Source organism: Kriegella aquimaris (assembly GCF_900103215.1).
Lineage (GTDB): Bacteria > Bacteroidota > Bacteroidia > Flavobacteriales > Flavobacteriaceae > Kriegella > Kriegella aquimaris.
On record NZ_FNGV01000007.1, the window covers coordinates 213,685 to 235,417 of the forward strand.

A 21,733-nucleotide genomic window follows, 5' to 3' on the forward strand; every position below is an offset into this window, starting at 1 on the left:
AATGAAAAAGTTTAAAGCGAAACACTTTATTCCAGCATTTTTAGCAATCGGTCTCATAGTGATGGTATTTTCATCATACGAATCAAATGACGAAGAATTGGTTGTACATAATCCAACGGATATAAATCTTGAATTAGTTGATGCTAGCTTACATCAAATAAGCAAAAATCATAAGGTGCTGGATTTTGAACTACTAAATCAAAACGGCGAAGTAATTACCCATGAAAATTATAAAAACAAAATCTATGTGGTAGATTTCTTCTTTACAAGTTGCCCGACCATTTGCCCTCTTATGACCAATAACATGGCCAAAATTCAAAAGGAATTTTTGGAGGATGATGACATAATGTTGCTGTCGTTATCTGTAACACCCGAGTTTGACAGTATTCCAAAATTAAAGGAATACGCAAACAAAAACGGCGTCATAGATTCTAAATGGAATGTGACAACCGGTGACAAAACACACATATATGATCTAGCGCGCAAAAGTTATTTTGCAACCACGGATACCGGGGACGGAGGACTTCAAGATTTTATTCATACCTCCAACTTTGTACTCGTTGATAAAAAAAGACAAATAAGAGGGGTATATAATGGTATTGACAATGATGAAATACTGCGTTTAATCGAAGACATCAAGGTATTGACGAACTAATCAGTAGCGAAAGAACCAAAATTCAGATTGCAAAAGACTAAATGCCCAAAAATATAATAGTAAGAATGCTGACTGCTTAAGCATTTACAGCAGAATTCATTAATCTTTAATTACGCCCATGTTATAGCCACCATTAGTTTTAATGGGTAGGGAAGAACCCTTATGGCCAAAAAAGTAAAGGCCGTAGACGATACAATCACTGGTCGAGGCCGAACATAATCAGTTAACATATTAAATTTTTAATATCATGAAAATCATCAAGAACATTTTTTTAATAGCAATTTCGGTATGCATTTTTGCATGCAATAATGATGATTATACGGGAGATGCTCCAAATACAAAGCAACTCCTACTTAAGGTAAACGCACGTGGAACTGTGTTGGGTCAACCGAAAACCATTGTCCATCCTAAAACAGGTGAAACTTTGGAGCCCACCTGTTTTTTAATGGATCTTGTAGACCCCGATACAGGAAAACTAATCGGAACACTTCAAGATTGCGTCGTCAGTATGGAAACCCCTAGTGACGGAACAATAACTTCTAAGGTAATTACTTCTATACATATTGACGGACGCGGAACTATACTGGCAGAAAACATAGTATTTCAAGAACTAAGACCTCCAGCTCAGGAACTTAACTTTAATACGTCATTTACCCCAACTAAGAATAATGTTATTTATACAACCTTCGAATTTGAGGGAATGGAAGGTACAGTTTCTTTAGATGGTGAAGTAAACCTTTCAAAATTAGGAGAAGGCATCGTTACCTTCAATTGTGATTTCACTATCAATCTGCAATCCAACTAAGCACAGAATCAAACTATATCTTTCTGGTTTAAGGTCATTTCCCAATGCTTCTTTAGAAGTTCATGGACACCTCCTTCTACGCTTGATTTTATACAAGAAAAAGTCTTTTAATATTATGAAGAAAAGAGCATTTATAATATTCATGCACTGCTTATACCTATTTGGAATGGCACAAGAAAATATGTTGTCTGGGCAAGTCAACGATAGTCTGGGAAACCCTATTGCCTTGGCACATGTCATGGTTTTTAACTCAAATACTTTTGTCGTAGGAACGGTAACTGATACGGATGGAGGTTTTACGATCGCTAGTCTGGAACAAGGTTCATATGTATTAAAAATCATTGCTATTGGTTATGAAGATTTTGTACAGGAGTTTGCCCATGAAGAAAATCTTATAGATTTCGGTTCCATTTCTTTAAAGACTACCGCGATTGAATTGAATGGGGTAGCGCTAATTGCCAGAAAAAAACTTTACGAAAAACATGGGAATAGTTTAATAATCAATGTGGAACAGAACGTCGCGAGCGCTGGGGGCTCCGTACTTGAACTTTTGAGCAATACTGCCGGGGTTTCGGTAAATCAACAGAATGGAGCACTATCTCTTAACAATCAAGGTAAGATTGCTATTATGATTAATGGAAAACCCAGTAGAGTTGATGGTCAAGCTTTGATCAGCCTTTTAAAGAGCATGCCCGCTTCAAACATTAAGAACCTAGAGGTATTCAACAACCCTCCTTCCAAATATGAAGCCAATGGATCTGGTGGAATGATAAATATCGTTACCAAATCCAAAAGCAATGATGGTCAAGGCGGATCCATTTCCCTAAATAGTGGATATGGCAAGGGCGAGAAAACCGGAATATCTGTGAATATTCACTCCAATCAAGGAAAAATAGATTGGTACGGAAGCTATGCTTTTAATCGAAATCGAACACCCGAAGAATGGAAGTTGCAAAGTGAGTTTAATAGTCCATTAAGCCAGAAAAAAGTAGTTGCCAATAGCCTTCGTAAACCAATAATCAATGCACATAATTATTTGGTGGGCACGGAGTTTTCCTTATTCAAAAACACAAATGTTGGTATCAATCTTAGTGGCTACAACTCTAAATGGGACATGATAGCGTTTGACAAAGTGATAAGGAATGGAGGTACTGATAATACAGAAACAATTAATATAGATACCAAGGAAGCCAATGAATGGGGTCATATAGGTGTAAACATGCTACTAGAACAATCTTTGGGAGACCAGCATGCCTTGACCTTTGAGTACGCTCATTTGTATTATAATTTTAATAACCCCAGTACCTATGATACTCAAGAACAAATGGATTTTTTTGAAATCCTTAAAATAACCCCTATTACTTTCAATGTGTTCAATCTGGACTATAAGGTAGGGTTATCAGAAAAAGTGAAAGTCGAGTTTGGGGCCAAAACTACTTCTTCCAATTTCACGAACACAATTGAAGCAAGTTCTAATGATGGTAATGTGTCAAATATCGATGATGAGCTTTCAAGTACCACACGAATGGATGAGCAAATACAAGGAATTTATGCCTCATTCGAGTTTCAATTGGGAGAAAAAACACGCTTTACTTCAGGTCTTCGCTTCGAACATACGAGCAGCAAACTTGACATCAATGATACAGATACTATACTTAACAGAACATATGACAACTTTTTTCCCAGCCTAACGCTTGACCATCAATTAAATGATGTGCATCGTTTTCAGTTTAATTACGGTCGGAGGATCAATCGTCCCACTTTTGATAATCTAGCACCATACATTCTTTTTTTAGGACCGGAAGCTTTGTACGCTGGCAATACCAATCTTCAACCTTCATTAGTGCACAAAATAGGAGCTGAATGGAGATGGGCCGGAAAATATATTTCCCTAGAGTATTTGATCGAAAAAGATGCAATAGTCGAATTTCAACCAAGACTCTCCACAAACGGAGAGCAATATATTTTCAAAGCTGAAAATATGGATAAGAGAAATATGTTGAGTATTTCTATGGGTGTCCCGTTTTCGATTACACCATGGTGGCAGACCGAAACTAGCTTCATCTACCAATATGAAACTTTACAATTTAACTTTCAAGAGGTGGAATTCAATAGGTCTAAAGGAAGCTTAAGAGCCAACAGTTCTCAACAGTTCTCCATAAGCGCAAAAACAAAGTTGGAACTAAGTGGATATTACCAATCCTCAACGCTTTTTGGAATTAGTACGTTCGGAGCTAGAGGTTCATTGAACGTAGGTGTACAGCAACAACTTAAAAAAAACCATGGGAATGTGAAATTATCCCTTAGCAATGTTTTTGCCTCAGATAACTGGAAGATTAATACAATTAATGAACAGCCTTTTATCAATACGTTAGAGACTTATTTTCCTGAATCAAGGATTTTGACATTCACCTATACCAAAAATTTTGGTGGAAGTACAAAAACGCCAAAATATATAGGAAATAGTGCTGATGACGAAAAACAGCGAGTCCAATAAAGGAATGAAGCTTAAGTAGGCATTGGGCCGATATACTTTAAATAATTAAAACAAATAGATATGAGCAATACATTTAAAGACAACCCTATTCTAGGGCCTCTTAATTCATGGTTCTTTTATACAATTTCCGGCTACATGAATGTGCTTTGGGGGAAATCTAAAAAAGAACTGTTTCAAAATCATCCTGACACCGTTGTTGAAATAGGTTCAGGGGCAGGGGCCAATATGCGATACCTAAAAAGGGGAACCAAACTGATTGCAATTGAGCCGAATATTCATATGCACAATAACCTAAGGAAGACCGCCAAAAAGTACGGTATAAATCTGGATATAAAATCCATAACAGGGGAAGCCATCGATTTACCGGATAATTCAGTGGATTTTGTAATGAGTACGCTCGTTCTATGCACGGTTGAGAATCCTTTAGAATGTTTAAATCAGATAAGGCGCATCTTAAAAACTTCTGGCCAATTTGTGTTCATTGAGCACGTAAGGGCAAGAGAAAATTCTCTACTCGGTTTCATTCAAAATCTGATACATAAACCGTGGCATTGGTTTTTTGAAGGTTGTCATACGAATAGGGATACCCGGTCTTTATTGGAATCAATTGAATTCTCATCGCTAGATATCGAATGTTACAATTCATATTCTCCGTTCATTCCTATTATCCCACAAATTCGAGGTAAAGCCATAAAATAACGAAATCAAATAATCAAAAAAACAGTACAATCTCATGAAAAAAACATCAAGGCATTGGATTTCCGTAGTAGCGTTTTGCATCATTGTTATAAACCATCTTTGGGCACAACAACCGGTGACCCTTTCATTATTCAATGAATCGACCACAATACCCTATACGACTTTTCTTAACGACCCAATGCACCCTGGCGTTCAGATTGGGACGGAATTCGACTGGAAGGAAAACAGATTTTTTCGTTTATATCCATCTGTCTCATTTGGATATATGTACCATAAAAAACTGTTTCAAGGTCTGTATAGCAACTTAGAACTGGGGTGTGATTATAAAACCTTTTTCGGCCTAAATTTTAAAATAAAAATAGGTTTAGGTTATTTGCACACCTTTAGTACCCAACAGGAGTTTCAATTCGATGAGGGGTCTTACAAGAGTAAAAGAGATTTAGGGAATTCAAGATTGATGCCTTCTATTACCACAGGCCTTGGGTTTCGGTTATATCCCAAAAAAATAAGCTCGCCGGAAATTTATGTGCTATATCAATCTTGGGTTGAATTTCCATATTCCCCTGGTTTCATACCCTTGATGTCTCACACCAATCTACATATAGGTATTAAGTTTTTTCCATTCAACAAAAAAAAGAAACCATGAAAAAAGTATTAATAATTTTAGCAGTTTTTCATTTCGCTTGCACGGAACAAGATGAAGTCTTTCAAGAGGATTTCTTCCAATGTGAAAACACATTGTCGCCGAATAATATCGAACATGAAAAAGTTGAACCAGTTTCTGAAATAATGAAAGATATGGTCTCAAAGGGTGTCCCGGGAATTATGATGAGTGTTCATACCGAAGGGGATGGCTATTACTCAACTTCTTACGGAAAAAGTGACTTGGCCAATCAAATTGATATGCAGGCCTGCAACCTGACCCGAGTTGGTAGTACAGTAAAAACTTTTACAGCAGTTACAATCCTGAAATTACAGGAAGAAGGTAAACTTAGGTTAGACGATTTACTGACCCAATATCTCCCCGATTACCTATTGGATAATATTGAAAACGCAGAAGAAACCTCTTTACGACAATTGCTAAACCATTCGAGTGGCATTTACAACTATATTCAAGATCTTAAATTTCAAACGGCTTCCTTGAATGATTTAATAAAAGTTTGGAGGCCGGAAGAACTGTTGGATTATGCTAGAAATCGTGGTGCCTACTTTAAGCCAGGAACGGATTCACGCTATTCCAATACAAATTATATTCTTTTGGGAATGGTTATCGAAAGTCTTGAAGGTAAACCTTTTTATGAAGTTTTTAAGGATAAGATTTTTATACCACTTCAGTTGGAAATGACACAGTTTGCAGCTTCAGACCCAGTGCCTGATGACATCATAAGGGGCTATATTGATCTTTACAGTAAATTAGAGTTGACAAATGCTACCTATTATAGCGGGTGGGATTATTTTTCGGCCGATGGCGGTTTGATTTCTAACGCTCACGACTTGAACATTTTTTTGACGAATCTTTTTCAGGGTAACCTTCTTTCCGATGCATCGCTAAAGGAAATGATGGATTGGCAATCACCGAATGAACAGGATAGTGAAGAGTTTGTAACACATTACGGGTTGGGTATTTTTTTAATCGAAACGGATTCTGGCCCTGCATATTTACATAGTGGAGACGCCATAGGCTACTTTGCGAGTATGGTATATTTTCCGAATCAAAAAACAACGATTACATGGGCGGTAAACGCCAATTATGGCAAGATTGACGATATCACGCAAAAAAAAGGTGCCATGGAGAAAATTTTTAAATCTGTGTTGGGAAACTAAAATCTGATGACTTCAATCACGAAAAAGCAATCCGGTTAGGATAAACCGATGATATTCTACAATGGGTTCAACAGCTAATGAACCCGGTAAAAGATGTTCAAATCAATAGTATTAAGCCTTTGTCCCTATTCAGTCTAATTAGCTGTTCTATTCTTAAAAAAAATATTGACCAGAAATAGAACTAAGCACAAAACCACAAAAACGTTTTACTAACTTAGATGAAAAATAAGATACCTCTCCCTTCTTTCAGCCAACTTCCTTTAATGTTATTACAAGATTAAAGCTATCGCCAATCATATTTTTTATAGATAAATTGTTTCATTTAGCTATGCGTGGCGGTAACCTTGCGTACTGTTTAAGGGCATTTTTATACTGGTTGAAATCAAACGATCGGACTATAAACTATCCTAAATCTGATTTTTTTCGGAGAGAAATTGATAGTCCCATTAGATTTAAGTTTTACGGTAATCCAAAGATTTACAAAATGAATCTAGGAAAACTGCAAATTCATCGAACACCAATAAATAAAAAGTTGTAATTTAAACTTGGTTTTTAATAATCGAGTAATTTGTTATTTATAGACTTCTACAACGCGGTTTTAAATACGTCGTTTACCTATGACGACTTACCCTTCCCTATTACATCTATACACGTCAAGAAAGGAACCAGTTTAACCGTATATGGCCAAGTAGAGGATTCACTTTACTTTATGAACAAGGGTATAGTCGAGATGACAATTAAAAGTTACATGACGGAGAAGATAATCGACTTTTTTTTTGAAGCAGAACTGTTTTGCGGTTATACTTCTTTTTTAGACCAACTTCCAACAGATGTTCAAATAACGACCTTGATGGATTCTGAAATCGAGGTGATAAAACGAAAGGATTTACTTCCGGTCTATCAATATTCCCTTGAAGCCAACCAGTTTGGCAGAATTTGTACAGAACATGGGTATATGAGGAAATCAAATAGGGAAAAAAATCTTTTGACAAAAACTGCTGAGGAAAGATATAGTGAATTGTTCCAATCACGTTCCAAGTACATTGCAAATATACCTGTAAATAAAATTGCAAAATACCTAGGGATTCATCCTGAAAGCCTTAGTAGAATCAGAAAGAAAATGAATTCCTAACATAGGTCAAGCCCATTTTTTAGTATTAGTTTTTGATTGCACATATTTTTGTGTTCTAGTATTTAGAACAAAAGATTATGGAAACCTTTTTATCACAATCACCCCTCAAAACTATTAATTAACCGGTTGTTTTGATAGTAACGGTTCATTGCTTCCCAAGCACATATTAAACCGAAGTGTTATCCATAAAATTTAAAAAAACATTAAAAAATGGAACAAGAATTAAAAACCGACTACTGCATTGTGGGTGGCGGAATTGCAGGAATTTTACTGGCCAGTAGATTGGTGGCTACCGGTAAAAAAATTCTAATTTTAGACCAAGGGCCTCGATTTACGGAAGAAGATCGTGCCAATATGTTGCGTAAAAGTAGGGAAGACTTGAATGATTTTGCCGATTATAATGACAATGTCGACCCAAATGTGGTTACTCCGTTAAGTTCTGCAAAATCTGGAGATTTAGTTGTGGAGTGGACCAATTATAGGTTGTTCGGAATCGGTGGAACGGCCCTTCATTTTGAAGGCTTGATGATGCGGCCTACAGAAGAGGATATGCAGGTTAAAACACGCTATGGATATAGTCGTGATTGGCCGATACCCTATCCAGAATTAGAACCTTGGCTTCTTGAAGCTGAATATGAAATTGGAGTTTCCGGAAATGATGATAATCCATATACTTCATCAAGATCCGGTTCTTATCCTATGCCGGGTCATTCATTCTCCTATTTTGACAGCGAAATTTTTGCTCCTGCCTTAAATAAAACAGGGATTACCGGTCACTCTTGTCCGAGGGCAGTTAACTCTGTTCGTTACCGAGGCCGTTCAGCTTGTTTGGCATGTCGCGCTTGCAAATTTTGTCCAACGGGGGCAAGATATTCTCCAGATCGAGTACATGTTCCAATTTTAGAAAAGTATGATAATGTAAAGATTCTAGAAAACATCAGCGTTCGTAAACTGGAGACGAATTCTAAAGGAGATAAAATAGTTGCGGCCCATGCCGTACGTCTTCAGGATAAATCGGAAGTTGTTGTTCTTGCCAAGAATTTTATTGTGGCTATGGGAGGGGTAGAAACCCCCCGAATGTTATTACTATCAGCTGATAAGGGAATTCATAAAAATGGTCTTGGAAATATGGGAGGGCAGCTCGGAGCTGGCTTCAACGACCATGACAATCTATATGTAACTTTCGATGCCGGCCGGCCCGTTGGAAGACGGTTAGGTTATGAAACAATGGTTTCTGATCATTTTCGCAAGCATACCAATAGGGTAGAACAACCTACATTTACAATGTATGCATCCCCGGCTATGGATTGGTTTCCTATTGGCAATGAGGCCACTATCTGGTCAAGACACGGGAATATCGTATCCCTCGAAAACCTCAGAGAAAGTTTGCCGAATATGGCTACGCTATCGATAATGACGGAATCGGAAGGAAAGGGAATTTTAGAGTTGGATAAGGAAAAGCTGGATGCCTTTGGGGACCCACTTGCAAAAGTTACCATGAAACTGACAGAGTGGGACCGTAAATCTTATACGAAGTTCGTAGAATTGGCGCCTCAATTGGCAGAGGCAATGTCGGCAAACAAAGTTTCCGATGTAACCCCTCCAGGTTTTGGTCTGGGCTATCATCCGTCAGGAGCTACCGCCATGGCAAAAAAACCCGATGAAGGAGTTTGCGATGAAAACCTTAAGGTTTTTGGTCTAAACAACCTGCATCTTGTAAGCAATTCTGTTTTTCCCCATATGGGTTCTAATCCGCCCACACTTACTATAGCTGCCTTGGCATTGAGGTTGGCAGCACATTTACAGCAAAAAAAATAATATAATTATGGAAAATATAACACGTCGTAGTTTTGTTGTTCAAAGTTCGAGATTGCTTGCATTTTTACCTATTTCCGGGGTTGTAGGCTGTCTTTCGAAGACCGAATTAGTACTAAGTAACGAAGATGCTTTAAAAAGGTTGATCTATATTGTTGGACCATGGTCTCTAGAAGACAAACGAACAGCAGAAAACTTTGCTAAAAGGTTCCTTCAAGCAGGTCATTCAGATCCATATTTAAGAAAATCGGTTATGTTGGTCCAAAGCCTTACGAAGAAATTATCAGAGGAGGCAATGGCAGTTAATGAGATTGTACTGGATAATATTCCCGAAGATGCACAAGAAATACTATTAAATCTGACAAAACAACTCTATAGTTTTGTAGAAGTTCGGTTTTATGTTTTAAACGAGCCTACTTGGGGGCAATGCCAGGAGAATTCCAATTGGCATACAGAAATTACTAAGTAGTTAATATCAATACTTATTAATCTGGTATGAAGGAATCAACGTATCAAGAAACATTCAAAACTTGGGATAAGATCGCTAAATTATATGAGAACACCTTCATGGATTTTGATTTGTACAACGACACCTACGATATTTTCTGTGAATTCATAGGTCGTCGGTCCAACGAATCTATATTGGAAATTGGATGCGGTCCTGGTAACATTACCAGATATATTGCAACTCGCAATTCATCATTTAAAATACATGCGGTCGATGTTTCTGAGAATATGATTGCATTGGCAAAGAAGAATATACCCAGTGTCGACTTTCAAGTTATGGATTGTAGGAATATAGCTGACATTAAAAGTCGATTTGGTGGAATTATATGCGGTTTTACTATCCCCTATTTATCGCGACCAGACTGTTCAAGGTTACTGAAAAGCTGTAATAATCTATTAAGGGAAGATGGTATCTTCTATTTAAGTTTCGTAGCCGGCGATTATAAAAATTCAGGATATATCCTCGGGAGTACCGGAGATAAAACGTATTTCTATTACCATAACCTTGAAAAAATAAAAAATGAACTTGAAGTGAATTCTTTCATCATTGTAAATCTCATGGAGAAAGAATTTCAAAAATCAGATGGAAGCATACAAATTCACACGATTATTATAGGAAAAAAAGTTAAAATATAAAGTACGGGATTAAATAATTGCATGGCTTTGGACTTAAAATGATAAATATCCTGAAGGATCTTTCCGGTATGATTTTAATCATTTTCATTCTTGTCTCTAGAGCTTATATTTATGATTGAAGACAACAGAAGGAGCTCTATTTCAGATAACTAGCAAATAATCCTAGATAGCATAACTAGCTTTATCGAAACCAATTATTCAGAGCTATTTACCTCATTGGATGAAAGCCCGGTAACTATACCGTTGGAAGGAAATCCGAATTTCGACAAAGATACTTTAGAATGAAATCTGGAGCATTCAAAGCAATTCTTTAGACATCACCAATTAACCTTTAAAGCTGTGATATGAACATACGCTACAAAAAACTTCTTTTTACTGTACTGGGAATGGTATTATGCTTTTTTCTGTTTTTACTTTGGTACCAATACAGGTACGCTATGCATGTTGCGCAGCACATTACTGTCAACACCATCAACCAAGAAACAAAGCTTTTAATCGCAACGCAAGGGAGTGAGTTTAAAAATAAGGTTACCGAGGGAATCATACAGTATTTCAAAACCGACTCAATTTACATTGAAGTTATAGATATTACTTATCTTCAAGAAATAGATCCGAGAACTTTTGATGCTATAGTACTTATACATACTTGGGAGAACTGGAAACCTCCTGTTGAAATAAAATCATTTGTAGAACGAACAACAGCATATAAGCACAAGATTGTAGTAATGACTACTTCTGGGGAGGGAACCTATAAAATGAATGAGGTTGATGCCATAGTAGGGGAGTCCATCTTGGAAAACGTACCACTGGTTACTAACAAAATCATTGCCAAAATAAAGTTAATTTTAGAATCAAAAGAGTAGTATGTTCTCGTTCAGAAATTTCAATATTGCAGACTGGTTTTCCCTTTATCGTATAATGGCGGTACCGCTACTTGTGGCTTTCATATGGTTTGGGGAACGTCAATTATTCACTTGGTTCTTGCTAATAAGCTACAGTACCGATGCTATTGATGGTTATTTGGCTAGAAAACTGAAAATAACCAGTGCCAGGGGATCACAATTAGATTCTATCGGAGATCAAATTACATTGGTAATGGGACTTATTGGTCTTTGGTTCTTTGAAAACGAATTTGTTTTGGCAAATTATCAATTGATTTTACTTGCTTTTCTGCCCTACGTTCTGCAGATGATCATCGCTTTTAGAAAATATGGTAAAGCTACGGCATTTCACACCTATTTGGCCAAATCTTCAGCGGTCTTACAAGGTGTTTTTATCTTGTGGCTGTTATTTTTCGGACCGGTTTACTGGTTGTTTTATTTTATGGTAATTGTTGGGGTTTTAGAGACTATCGAAGAGATTACCCTAATATTTATGTATAAGGAATGGGTAGAAGATGTAAAGGGAATTTATTGGGCGTTAAAAGATAAAAGAAGACTTAAAAAAAAGAGTGTAAAAAATCCAACAAGTTAATTATTAAATACCTACAAGAAAATGATGCATTAGCATGAAATCTTGAATTGGCTTTTGAAAAACGAGCCAGCTGTTCAGTTATAAGTTCATCTTGATTTGGTGCTATGGAACGTAAAGCGCTTCAAAATAAAATTGTTCCAAAAGGTAGGGGTGCGTAATTTATGAAGAAATCAAATCCTACCAGTTCTTGGGGCAACGCTTTTTATTAACCCAAACGAACTTCTTCCCCCTTTATACTATTTGACTGGTACAAACTATGTATTGCCCTTAGTAATCCATTTAACAGAGAATCTATTGACCTAATTTTGAGAAATAGAAAGTTGGTGATGGAGGGCATTTGTCTATTAGTAAAACTCATTTGACAGCCTTAAGTATTTATGGAATGTTCTTAAACTATGATTCATACTTAAAACAAATGAAAACGACCTAGAATCTGTTATTGTCTAAAGGGAAGTTCCAAGAATCAAAAGCTATACAAATTTTATTATGTTTCAAGAAACAATTCTAATACCATGGCTTTCGGTTCAGTTGTTTTTTATACTGACTTTTATGCCTATCAATTTGCATATTCCAGGTCATGTAAGCTATGCGTTATTAACTCTTTTAGGAGCTATGGCCAACTCAAAGCGTGAAAAAGCATAAGTTCTACAATATTGTGCTCATGATTCTACTATTAGAAAGTGGTCAATAAAAATTAATCAGGTAACTCTTTAGCTTCCTTTTTTTGTTTTTTTTCTTGTTTCTTAAAATATCCACGAGTTAAGAAATTGTGTTTTAAGGCTTCCATATTCATATTGAAGCTTTCTGTGCCTTGTTCAATATTCAGCATTGTTCTCTTTAAGTGGCCAACCAAAGCTGTATCCTTGGAGAGATAGTTTATTGCTCCGTCCTCCTTTTTGATTCCTTCTATAATTATGTTTAGATTTTGAGTCATACTTTTTATTTCGCGGCTCGATGCATCTAGATTCGAAATAACGTCCCGCATTTTCACAGCGGAGGCGGTGTCACTTAGTAAAACGCCCGCCGTACTTTCCTCAAAATTTATGCTCCGAACCATTTTATTTAATTCGGCCATGGTACTATTTGCATGATTGCTCGTGTATTTCAGGTTTGTAATCGTTTGTTGTAAGTCGTTCGCCATGCTACTGTCATGGAGTAATTTGCCCAGCGTGCCTTCACCTTGCGTTAGGGCATGTGATACTTTTAAAAGGTCAGCCGTCAGTAATGCGGCATTTTCATTGGTAGTATTCAAAGTATTCATCATGTCTTGAGTTGCTACCTTGCTAAAAGATTGTAGCTCATCACCAGGTTCAATCAATTTTGTATTACCAGCCCCCGGAACGATGTTAATCAACATGCTACCCACCAATCCGTCGGAGCCGATTGTTGCAATGGCGTCTTTTTTAATATGCTTTTGCATTTTTTCTTCAATGATCATATACACGCTGATTGTCGTATCATTGAGCATCTCGATTTTCTTGACCGTGCCAACATTGATACCGGAAAAGCGGACATTATTTCCATTTTGGAGTCCGCTTGCATCTTTGAACGTAGCGGTTATTTCAAAAGTTGTTCCGAACATATTTTGCCTATTACCAATAAGGTAGGCAGCCAGAAGCAATAGTATAGTTCCTATAACTACAAAAATTCCCAATTTTAAATTTTCCAAAGTCGTCTTTCCCATACTTTTATTTTTTAAAAAATGCTTCTACTTTTGGATCCTTGGATGCTGATAATTCGGCGTACGAGCCTTCAGCATAATTGATACCATCTACCAAAAGAATCATGCGCTCTGAAATGACTCTTGCACAATCCACATCATGGGTAATAATCAAAGAAGATGTTCCGTATTTTTTTTGAATGCTTCGCATCAATTCGATAATTTCTTTAGAGGTAATAGGGTCTAATCCACTTGTAGGTTCATCGTACAGAATAATTTTGGGTTTCAATATGAGCGTTCTTGCCAATGCAATCCGTCTTTTCATACCCCCTGAAAGTTCCGCAGGCATTAAATCCATTGTATGGGCGAGTCCTACATTTTCGAGAGCTTCCAACACAAGGGGAGTAGTATCTTGAACTACACCCAATTTCTCTTTGTGCCTTCGCATGGGAAATTCAAGGTTCTGGCGTACGGTCATGGAATCATACAAGGCACTACCCTGAAATAGGAAGCCGATATCGGAACGTAATTCATCTAAAGTTTGGCGGTCTAAATTTGCTATTTCCTTTCCCATGACTTCAATATATCCCCTATCGGGTGACATTAGGCCCACCAGGCATTTTATCATCACAGATTTACCAGAACCTGATTTACCCATGACCACAAGATTTTCCCCTTCATGTAACTTCATATGAAATCCGTTCAACACATGGTTGTCGCCAAAACTTTTGTATACATCACGAATAAGGATAACCGTTTTCCTTTTATCCGTATCCTCAGATTGGTAGGGATAATTTTCGTTTTTATATGTAATCTGTTCGTTTGTCATAATTCGTAAAAAATATCGGAAACAAAAACAGCTATGAAATCTACAACGAAGACCAATAGCGATGCCATTACTACAGCTGTATTTGCCGCTAACCCAACCCCAGCAGTCCCTTTTTTGCTGTAATAGCCCTTATAGCAGCCCACCAAACCGATTACAAATCCGAAAAAAAAAGATTTTATAGTGGCAGGTACCACATCCCCAAAACTCAAGGCATCAAAAACCGTGTTAAAATATAATTGAAATGACACATCCCCTTTTAAATTCTCTACTAACGCAGAACCGTACAAGGCAATCAAATCGCCAAAAACGACCAATAACGGAAGCATCAATGTCGTCGCCAGAATACGGGTCACAACCAAATATTTAAAGGGATTGGTACCAGATACCTCCATGGCATCAATTTGTTCCGTCACACGCATAGAACCCAATTCGGCACCTATTCCCGAGGCAATTCGTCCCGCGCAAATAAGCGCTGTTATTACGGGGCCAATTTCCCTCACTATGGAAATACCCGTCATATTAGGCATCCAAGAAACCGCACCGAATTGAATTAGTGTGGGGCGTGATTGCAAGGTCATTACTAAACCAATGATAAACCCTGTAACACCAACCAAAACCAATGAACGGTTACCCATTTGATAACATTGTCGCAATAGTTCTTTAAACTCGAAAGGCGGAGTAAAAACCTCTTTAAAAAAGCGGCCTGCGAAAAAAGAGAGTTCCCCAATCTGCACAAAAAAATGTTTGATAGGCTCCACCAATTTCGATTTTACAAATTTTGTAACAGACAAATCCAACATATTCAAATATAGCAAGCGAAAAAAGGTGTTGGAATGATAAATGTCATGAGAGTTTGAGTGACATATATCATATGTTTGCTAGTAGTAATAAAATAGATTTGAATCAAATTGAGATTATGGAGCAGACTATTGAAATACAGAACTTAAAATGTGGTGGTTGCAAAAAAACCATAAAGAACAAGCTTAAATTGCTAGAGGGTGTGAGTAACGTTACGGTCAATATTGAAAACGGTACCGTGTCGTTCACTCAAGAATCAGACGAAGTTTTTTTAAATTTTAAGAAAACGCTTACCAAACTTGGCTATCCTTTGGTTGCGGATAAGAACAGCTTGGGCAAGATAGCGAAGTCATATATCAGCTGTGCTCAAGGACGAATGGAAAACTGATATGAGACACTTCAACCTTCAAAGTCTTACTTTAATAAGCAGCTTTTTTTTGATTGTACTTCTTGGTTCTTGTACTGGTAAAAATCGACAAATTTCAGAGAAAAAATCTGCTATAGTGCTACTTTCATCGGAGCAAGCAAGCAAATCGTTATTGCCACAGCCCATAAAGCTTAATAGAAATGTTACTATCGGCGAATACTTTGGCTATATTGATTCATTAGTACAACACTATGATTCGTTAGTACCTTATCCCTTATCTGAGCATATCTTGGTCAAGCATAATTCTTGGATTATTGATACTTTGGCCAATACCGATTATTATAGAATGAAAGCCCGTGATTCTTTCATTTATGACCAAAAAAAGCAAATTGCACTTCCGAAAGGAAACCTATTGCAAATTCCTGATTCACTTAGAGCATGTCAACTGTATGAAGATTTTAGTAATACGGAAATTGACATCAATATTCCAGAATACAAACTGCGAATATTTCAAGATTCCCTATTGCTTTATGAATTTTTGGTTAGGGTAGGGCAAAATCGAACGCGTTATTTGAAAATGGGCGATCGGGAAACCGATTTGAGAACCAAGCAAGGAAAGGGGATTATCGTCAATCATGTAAAAGACCCCGACTTTTATAATCCTGTTGATGGGAAACAATTTTATCTGACCAAAAGGGATGATAATAGAACGACTCTGATGCCACAAATACCTTGGATAGAAACAGAGATAAATGGGGTAAGAAACGGTCAAATGATTCACCCTACTACCAATCCTAAGTCTTTAGGGAAGGCTTATTCCAATGGATGCATAGGCACTAGAGAAGCGGATGCTTGGGTTATTTATTACCATGCTCCCATAGGCACCAAGATAAAAATTCGCTACGATTTAGAAACCTACGAAGAAGGTATGGTCATTTCCGTCTTTAAGGATATTTATGATTACCAAAATTAAGTTATTGACTATCGTTTCAACCTTCTTTATAGGATAGTGTGTTTTGCCCATTTAGAGTAATTCGAACGTATACCGTGGATGGATTATTTTTATCGACACCCTTTTTTGAATCCAAAAAAAAAATTGATAATGTTGTAGAAGTACGGATACTTTTCTCTTAATTTTTAAACAATAATTTGAGACAAAAGTTAAATCAACTTCGCAAGGAATAGTCCATTCTAAGTCAAGTTATAATGAAGTAGATGGTTCGTAGGCGTATCAAATCAATTTTTATTACTTGCTAAAAAATAAAAAACCTTGCTAATCATAATCTTAGCAAGATTTTTATCTTGAACGGTGTTCCGATTGGTGCCTTGGCTGGGGCTCGAACAACCAGCAGTTGCTTCTAAACCCACTATTTGTCAAATCTGCAATTCAGAGGGTAATCGAAGTGTATGCCTATTGTTATTTTAAATAATGATTAGCTTTCTTTTTTAAGCTTACGAAGCCATCTAATAAAGTAAGGGTGGTCATTGTTGTTAGGCTGTTCGTACCATTCCGAGCATATTACGAGCATATTAAATATCATTCTCCCTTAATTAAGGTTTTTTCCAAATCTTTCAATCTTATCGGATTGGTGAAATTCACCTTTTTTAAAAACGGAAACTGAATATCGACCGCGACTTTTAACTTACTTTATGTATGTAGCTCAGTTTAAGTAGTTCACTAACTTTCTGAATGTTTGTACCCTAATCCTTCCTTCTCTACCCATGCAGTGCCAAAACCGGCACATTTTCATGGTACCCCAATTTGCTTAAGACGGGTTTGCTAAATCCGAATTTCTCCCAAAAGGATGGTTTTTTTGCAATATAGCTGATCATATCACTATGCTCGATACCAGCGAAACTGCTTAATGAGTCTGCCGTCTTTAAATTAGGTCGTACACTGAAGCTATGATTAATATCTTTTAAGAATTTTTGCAGATAGACCTTGTTCTTTTTTTGTTGGGGTGTCAAGTAGTCATTTGCCAAGCTCAGAACTTGTATTTTGGCATTGGTCATTTTTGCTATTTCGGCTAAATATTTTATTTCTGCGACCTTGAAATCGCTGCTAAAATTAGTTGCTAGAACAATTTCTTCCGGCTGGTTAAAGGTTACTTGCCTTGGAACTATCAGAACGGGGCATTTTCTGACGTTTTCGATAACGGCCAAAGTATTCTTACCATATTTGCCTTGTGGTTCATTTGCCATACCCTTGGCACCCATAACAATCATATCGATCTGCAAACTCTTGACAACCTCTTGAACTGCATCCAAAAACAAATTAGATCTCGACAGTGTATAAAATCGATGGTTCGGGTTATCATTCTCAAAAGTTAGCCTGACCATGATATCGCCCAAACCCTGCATTGATCGTTTCTCTGAAAGTTTGTTGAATCCTTCATCGGGATCTAAAAGAGTGTATTTATTACGACCATGAGTATCTTTGGTAAAGGTATTCAGAATGTAAAAATCGCAATTTTGATTTTCATAGAGCTTTATCGCATATTGAATAGCATTCCATGAATTTTTAGAAAAATCGGTAGTCAATAAAATCTTTTTTTTCATGATCGTTTGTTTTTAAGTACCCGCCCGATAGACAAAGAAAACAGGGATCTTAGATTTATTTTGGCTGTGCGTCTTATGTCATTGCGCGTTTGGCCTATCTAACTTCACTTTTAAGCTCGCACTACCTAAGGCAAATGGCGTGCCTATAAAGTGAATTAACCAGATGATTTTATATAACTAACTGATAATTAGTGGTTAATCATTTTTTGGTTTAAAAATGAAAGTGTTTAGAGTGGGGAGAAATTCCCCGGATGGGGAATTTTCGACCAGTAGGTTATTTTATCTTGCCCCGTTTTCGGGTCGATTCGAAGTATTTCAGTGACCTTTAGCTTTTTGCCCGCTTTATGGATGAATTCACCTTCTCTAGATGCCCTTAAATTGGAGCGTGGCGAGATTATGGGAAAATAAAAAAGTTGAGAAAGAAAATCAAGAAATTGTATGACGAGGATCCACACAAACAGAACGCTCAGCTCATAGTGGCCGGTATGCTAAAAGAAGGTTGCCAGACGGGGTTCAGCTACCTAATGTTCCAACAAATCATCATCAAGTGGCAAAGAAGATTATCAAGGAGCTACAAAGGGGAATCGGGAAGGCTCTTAGGTCAGGGGAAATCGGTATTTGATTTTAATATTTTTTGAAAAGGCATTAATTTCTGACTATTGAAGAGAAAAAGTGTCCCGTAAATGGGCAATTAACTAAAACATTTAAAAAGACCATAGATGGTACCCTTAAGAAAGAGCTTTACTCGTGGTCAAAAATAGTCCTTTAAAATGGCCGTTTTTTGGAACCGTAAAAAACAGATTTTGAGGAAGGATGCATCATAATTACAAATGCAGATTCTCTTTATTCGTTTTTAAGTGTGACAGCCGGATTCACTCTTGAGATCTTTTCTGAATAAATAACAATCACACAAATAAGAACAGATACAACCATTAAAAAAGGTAAAAGGAAAAATAGTGGCCCTATTGATATTCTTGAAGCATATCCTTCCAACCATAAATTGATGATATAGCTTGAAACTGGCAGAGCAACTAAAATTGCTATTCCTAAAAGTATGAACAATGACTTGTACAATGACAGCCAAATACTCATAATAGAGGCTCCGAAGACTTTTCGAATCGAGATTTCTTTTATACTTCTGTTAGTGGCAAAAGCCAGAAGACCGAACAATCCAATGCATGCAATTAATAACAGCAGGCCTGCCGAAACAGAGAAAACAACGAAAAAGTGATACTCACCTTTATACTGCTCGTTGTAATTATCTTCTAAAAAAAAGTAATTTATCGGGTTGTTAGGAAATACTTCTCCCCATACTTTACTCATATGTGCAAGTGCCGCTTTTTTACTTTCATTAGAAACCCTCAGTGAATAGTAACCCTGAGCGTCATATAAAAACAAGACATACGGAGCTGGTTCTTTTTTTAATGATTCCTGCTTATAGTCGGAAACTACACCGATGATTTTACGTTTATCCCCTCCAAACATTAAAATATTTTCGCCAATCGCATCTTCAGCGCTATCAAACTGTAATCTTTCGATTGCTGACTGATTTAAAATTACTACACCGTTTGAATCACTCCCAGCATTTTTGGAAAAGTCTCTACCCGCAATAATATCCAGTCCGTAGTTCTTTACAAAATCATAGTCTACACCATTGAACTGCACTGGAAGATCGGTAGCAAGCTCATGGTTGAGCCTTTTAATATCACCTCCCCAATTATGGGGTTTTCCCGGTATCAAGGAAGAAGCGGTCATAGAAGTGATATGAGGACTATTCAATAATTCGTTTTTAAGAGTTTCAGTGCTCTCCGAATAACTTTGGTTTTCCTGCAATACTCTTGGAGCTTGTATAATCACCATGTCTTCCATATGAAAACCAAGATCGGAAGAACGCATATGGTTGATCTGTGCAAAGACCGAAAATAAGAATGCACACAAGATAAATGTTATAGAGAACTGCGCCGTAACCAGTGTATTTCGAAATGAGCTTTCCTTGATCGACCCAACCCTGCCTTGGATAGCGTTAATCAATTTAATGGAAGAAAGAAAAAATGCGGGGTAAATACCGGATGATATCACATTGAAAACAAAAATTCCTACAATGGATAACTTATAGAGCAAACCAAAACTTGTTGAAAAATCGAATAAGTAAGAAGGTAATGTCTCATCCAATAAATTATTCGATATCATTCCTAGGCTAACTTCAGCAATTATCACGGATATAATTAAAGCCAGTAAATTTAATATTGCCGATTCCCCTATGTATTGATAAATCAACTGTTTCTTGTCAGACCCTAGTACTTTTAGGATACCTATCCCACGTACTCTCTCGGCTGACAATGCAGTTGACAGACTAACATAGTTGACCCAGGACATAACCAAAATCAAAAAAGCACTGATAAGTAAATATTTTACATTGTTTCCATCGGAGTTTGTCGTAAGTTCCTGAATCCTATCTGAATACAGATGAATGTCTTCGATTGGCAATAAACCAAATCTTATTTGAACATCATTTGCATTCTGTTGATGATTTTTGAATTTTGAAACCAGTGAAGGGATTTTGGATTCTATTGTATTGGGATCAGTGTTGCCGGCAAGCTGTATATAAGTAGTAAAATCCGTAAAATCCCAACTGGTGGTACACCATTCGTCTGCACACAATGTGGGGTACGAAATTATCACATCGAACTGAATATGGGAATTTATTGGTGGGTTCTCGGCTACTCCGGTTATCAGGAGATCTTTTGATCCACCTCTGTCGTAGACCCGGAGATTTTTATTGATTGGATTCTCGCCTTTAAAAAATTTTTCAGCAATACGTTCAGATATTACCGCAGAATTTGGTTCATCAAGTACAAGATCTGGATTTCCATATTTTAATTTGAAATCAAATATTTCGAAAAATGTATCATCGGCATAATATGTCCGTTGCTCAATTGACTTTACCACATCTCCATCTGGCTCCGTGTAGGTGAAAACAACAGGCCCATAAGTAGCCTCGGTATACATCCTGACCTGACTTACTACTTCAGGAAATTCGTCCAGCATGGTCGGACCAACAGCAGGATAGGTTATCGCGTATTCATTCAAAACCTCATTGGAATTGAATTCATCCATATTCACTCTATATATATCTTTGCTAGCTGTATGGAATGTGTCGTAGCTATTCTCATAAAAAGTATAGTTCAAAATTATCAATAGCATTGCAGATCCAATTGTCAATCCGAAAATATTAATAAAGAAGAACATCTTGTTTTTCCTGTAACTCCTTAGCGCTAGTCTTGTAACCATCATAATTTTGAGTGTCTTCGAATTGGTTGATTTTGTGATATCAATGGAATGCACTTCAGTTTCATTGCCGAATACAGTTAAAAAAAGTATCGATTTTTATGCCAGCAATTTTAAATCACTGTTAATCAATAAGATAAAATTACACTTCTATTTATGTCCTATGCTTAATGTAAAAAAATTTTACAT

The 21,733-nt window shown here is 36.9% G+C and carries 20 protein-coding genes; 15 read left to right on the plus strand and 5 right to left on the minus strand.

Annotation, left to right across the window (positions count from 1 at the left end; genetic code table 11):
* Position 1: 1 nt before the first annotated feature.
* The 12 genes from BLS33_RS14940 (at position 2) to BLS33_RS14995 (ending at position 12,043) form a co-directional block, all read left to right on the plus strand.
* A complete protein-coding gene (locus tag BLS33_RS14940; protein WP_089890967.1) occupies positions 2-655 on the plus strand; it encodes an SCO family protein in 654 nt (217 codons plus the stop codon).
* A 247-nt stretch (positions 656-902) separates the two neighbouring features.
* A complete protein-coding gene (locus tag BLS33_RS14945) occupies positions 903-1,460 on the plus strand; it encodes a hypothetical protein (protein ID WP_089890970.1) in 558 nt (185 codons plus the stop codon).
* Between the two features lie 166 nt (positions 1,461-1,626).
* A complete protein-coding gene (locus BLS33_RS14950) occupies positions 1,627-3,957 on the plus strand; it encodes an outer membrane beta-barrel family protein (RefSeq protein ID WP_176801402.1) in 2,331 nt (776 codons plus the stop codon).
* 60 nt (positions 3,958-4,017) lie between these two features.
* Complete coding sequence (locus tag BLS33_RS14955; protein WP_089890977.1) at positions 4,018-4,656, plus strand: class I SAM-dependent methyltransferase; 639 nt, start codon at positions 4,018-4,020, stop codon at positions 4,654-4,656.
* A gap of 34 nt (positions 4,657-4,690) precedes the next feature.
* The gene (locus BLS33_RS14960; protein ID WP_143017625.1) at positions 4,691-5,302 is read left to right on the plus strand and encodes a hypothetical protein; all 612 of its coding nucleotides are present in this window, start codon (positions 4,691-4,693) and stop codon (positions 5,300-5,302) included.
* Positions 5,299-6,480 carry a serine hydrolase domain-containing protein gene (locus BLS33_RS14965; protein WP_089890982.1) on the plus strand — a complete coding sequence of 394 codons (1,182 nt, stop codon included), beginning with the start codon at positions 5,299-5,301 and terminating at the stop codon, positions 6,478-6,480. The genes BLS33_RS14960 and BLS33_RS14965 overlap by 4 nt, the downstream gene beginning before the upstream one ends.
* 568 nt (positions 6,481-7,048) lie before the next feature.
* On the plus strand, positions 7,049-7,612 hold the full coding sequence (locus BLS33_RS14970; protein ID WP_089890986.1) for a Crp/Fnr family transcriptional regulator: 564 nt from the start codon (positions 7,049-7,051) through the stop codon (positions 7,610-7,612).
* A gap of 210 nt (positions 7,613-7,822) precedes the next feature.
* Positions 7,823-9,430 (plus strand): GMC oxidoreductase, encoded by a 1,608-nt coding sequence (locus BLS33_RS14975; RefSeq protein WP_089890989.1) that lies wholly within the window; start codon positions 7,823-7,825, stop codon positions 9,428-9,430.
* A gap of 7 nt (positions 9,431-9,437) precedes the next feature.
* Positions 9,438-9,896, plus strand: a complete 459-nt coding sequence (locus tag BLS33_RS14980) for a hypothetical protein (protein ID WP_089890992.1) — start codon at positions 9,438-9,440, stop codon at positions 9,894-9,896.
* Between the two features lie 26 nt (positions 9,897-9,922).
* On the plus strand, positions 9,923-10,570 hold the full coding sequence (locus tag BLS33_RS14985) for a class I SAM-dependent DNA methyltransferase (protein WP_089890995.1): 648 nt from the start codon (positions 9,923-9,925) through the stop codon (positions 10,568-10,570).
* 344 nt (positions 10,571-10,914) lie between these two features.
* Positions 10,915-11,433: a hypothetical protein gene (locus BLS33_RS14990; protein WP_089890998.1), complete on the plus strand. Its 519-nt coding sequence runs from the start codon at positions 10,915-10,917 to the stop codon at positions 11,431-11,433.
* A gap of 1 nt (position 11,434) precedes the next feature.
* A complete protein-coding gene (locus tag BLS33_RS14995; protein ID WP_089891001.1) occupies positions 11,435-12,043 on the plus strand; it encodes a CDP-alcohol phosphatidyltransferase family protein in 609 nt (202 codons plus the stop codon).
* Positions 12,044-12,737: 694 nt separating this feature from the next.
* On the opposite strand, the gene BLS33_RS15000 is transcribed toward BLS33_RS14995, so the two are convergent.
* From BLS33_RS15000 to BLS33_RS15010, 3 genes are read right to left on the minus strand one after another with little or no spacing between them, the layout of a single operon-like run.
* On the minus strand, positions 12,738-13,727 hold the full coding sequence (locus BLS33_RS15000) for an MlaD family protein (protein WP_089891004.1): 990 nt from the start codon (positions 13,725-13,727) through the stop codon (positions 12,738-12,740).
* A 4-nt stretch (positions 13,728-13,731) separates the two neighbouring features.
* The gene (locus BLS33_RS15005; protein ID WP_089891009.1) at positions 13,732-14,532 is read right to left on the minus strand and encodes an ABC transporter ATP-binding protein; all 801 of its coding nucleotides are present in this window, start codon (positions 14,530-14,532) and stop codon (positions 13,732-13,734) included.
* Positions 14,529-15,323 carry an MlaE family ABC transporter permease gene (locus BLS33_RS15010; RefSeq protein WP_394330905.1) on the minus strand — a complete coding sequence of 265 codons (795 nt, stop codon included), beginning with the start codon at positions 15,321-15,323 and terminating at the stop codon, positions 14,529-14,531. Before BLS33_RS15010 ends, BLS33_RS15005 begins: the two co-directional genes overlap by 4 nt.
* A 125-nt stretch (positions 15,324-15,448) precedes the next feature.
* Between BLS33_RS15010 and BLS33_RS15015 the strand changes: the two genes are divergently transcribed.
* Both BLS33_RS15015 and BLS33_RS15020 read left to right on the plus strand, forming a co-directional pair.
* Positions 15,449-15,718, plus strand: coding sequence for a heavy-metal-associated domain-containing protein (locus tag BLS33_RS15015; protein WP_089891200.1), 270 nt, complete (start codon positions 15,449-15,451; stop codon positions 15,716-15,718).
* Between the two features lies 1 nt (position 15,719).
* Positions 15,720-16,670, plus strand: coding sequence for a L,D-transpeptidase (locus tag BLS33_RS15020; protein ID WP_089891015.1), 951 nt, complete (start codon positions 15,720-15,722; stop codon positions 16,668-16,670).
* Positions 16,671-17,413: 743 nt separating this feature from the next.
* Here the strand turns inward: BLS33_RS15020 and BLS33_RS15025 are convergent.
* Entirely contained in the window at positions 17,414-18,256 is an 843-nt protein-coding gene (locus tag BLS33_RS15025; protein ID WP_089891018.1) for a universal stress protein, read from the minus strand.
* A gap of 413 nt (positions 18,257-18,669) precedes the next feature.
* On the opposite strand from BLS33_RS15025, the gene BLS33_RS15030 reads away from it, so the two are divergent.
* A complete protein-coding gene (locus BLS33_RS15030) occupies positions 18,670-18,894 on the plus strand; it encodes a hypothetical protein (RefSeq protein WP_089891021.1) in 225 nt (74 codons plus the stop codon).
* Between the two features lie 205 nt (positions 18,895-19,099).
* Here the strand turns inward: BLS33_RS15030 and BLS33_RS15035 are convergent, their stop codons facing one another.
* On the minus strand, positions 19,100-21,550 hold the full coding sequence (locus BLS33_RS15035) for an ABC transporter permease (protein WP_143017626.1): 2,451 nt from the start codon (positions 21,548-21,550) through the stop codon (positions 19,100-19,102).
* Between the last annotated feature and the right edge of the window lie 183 nt (positions 21,551-21,733).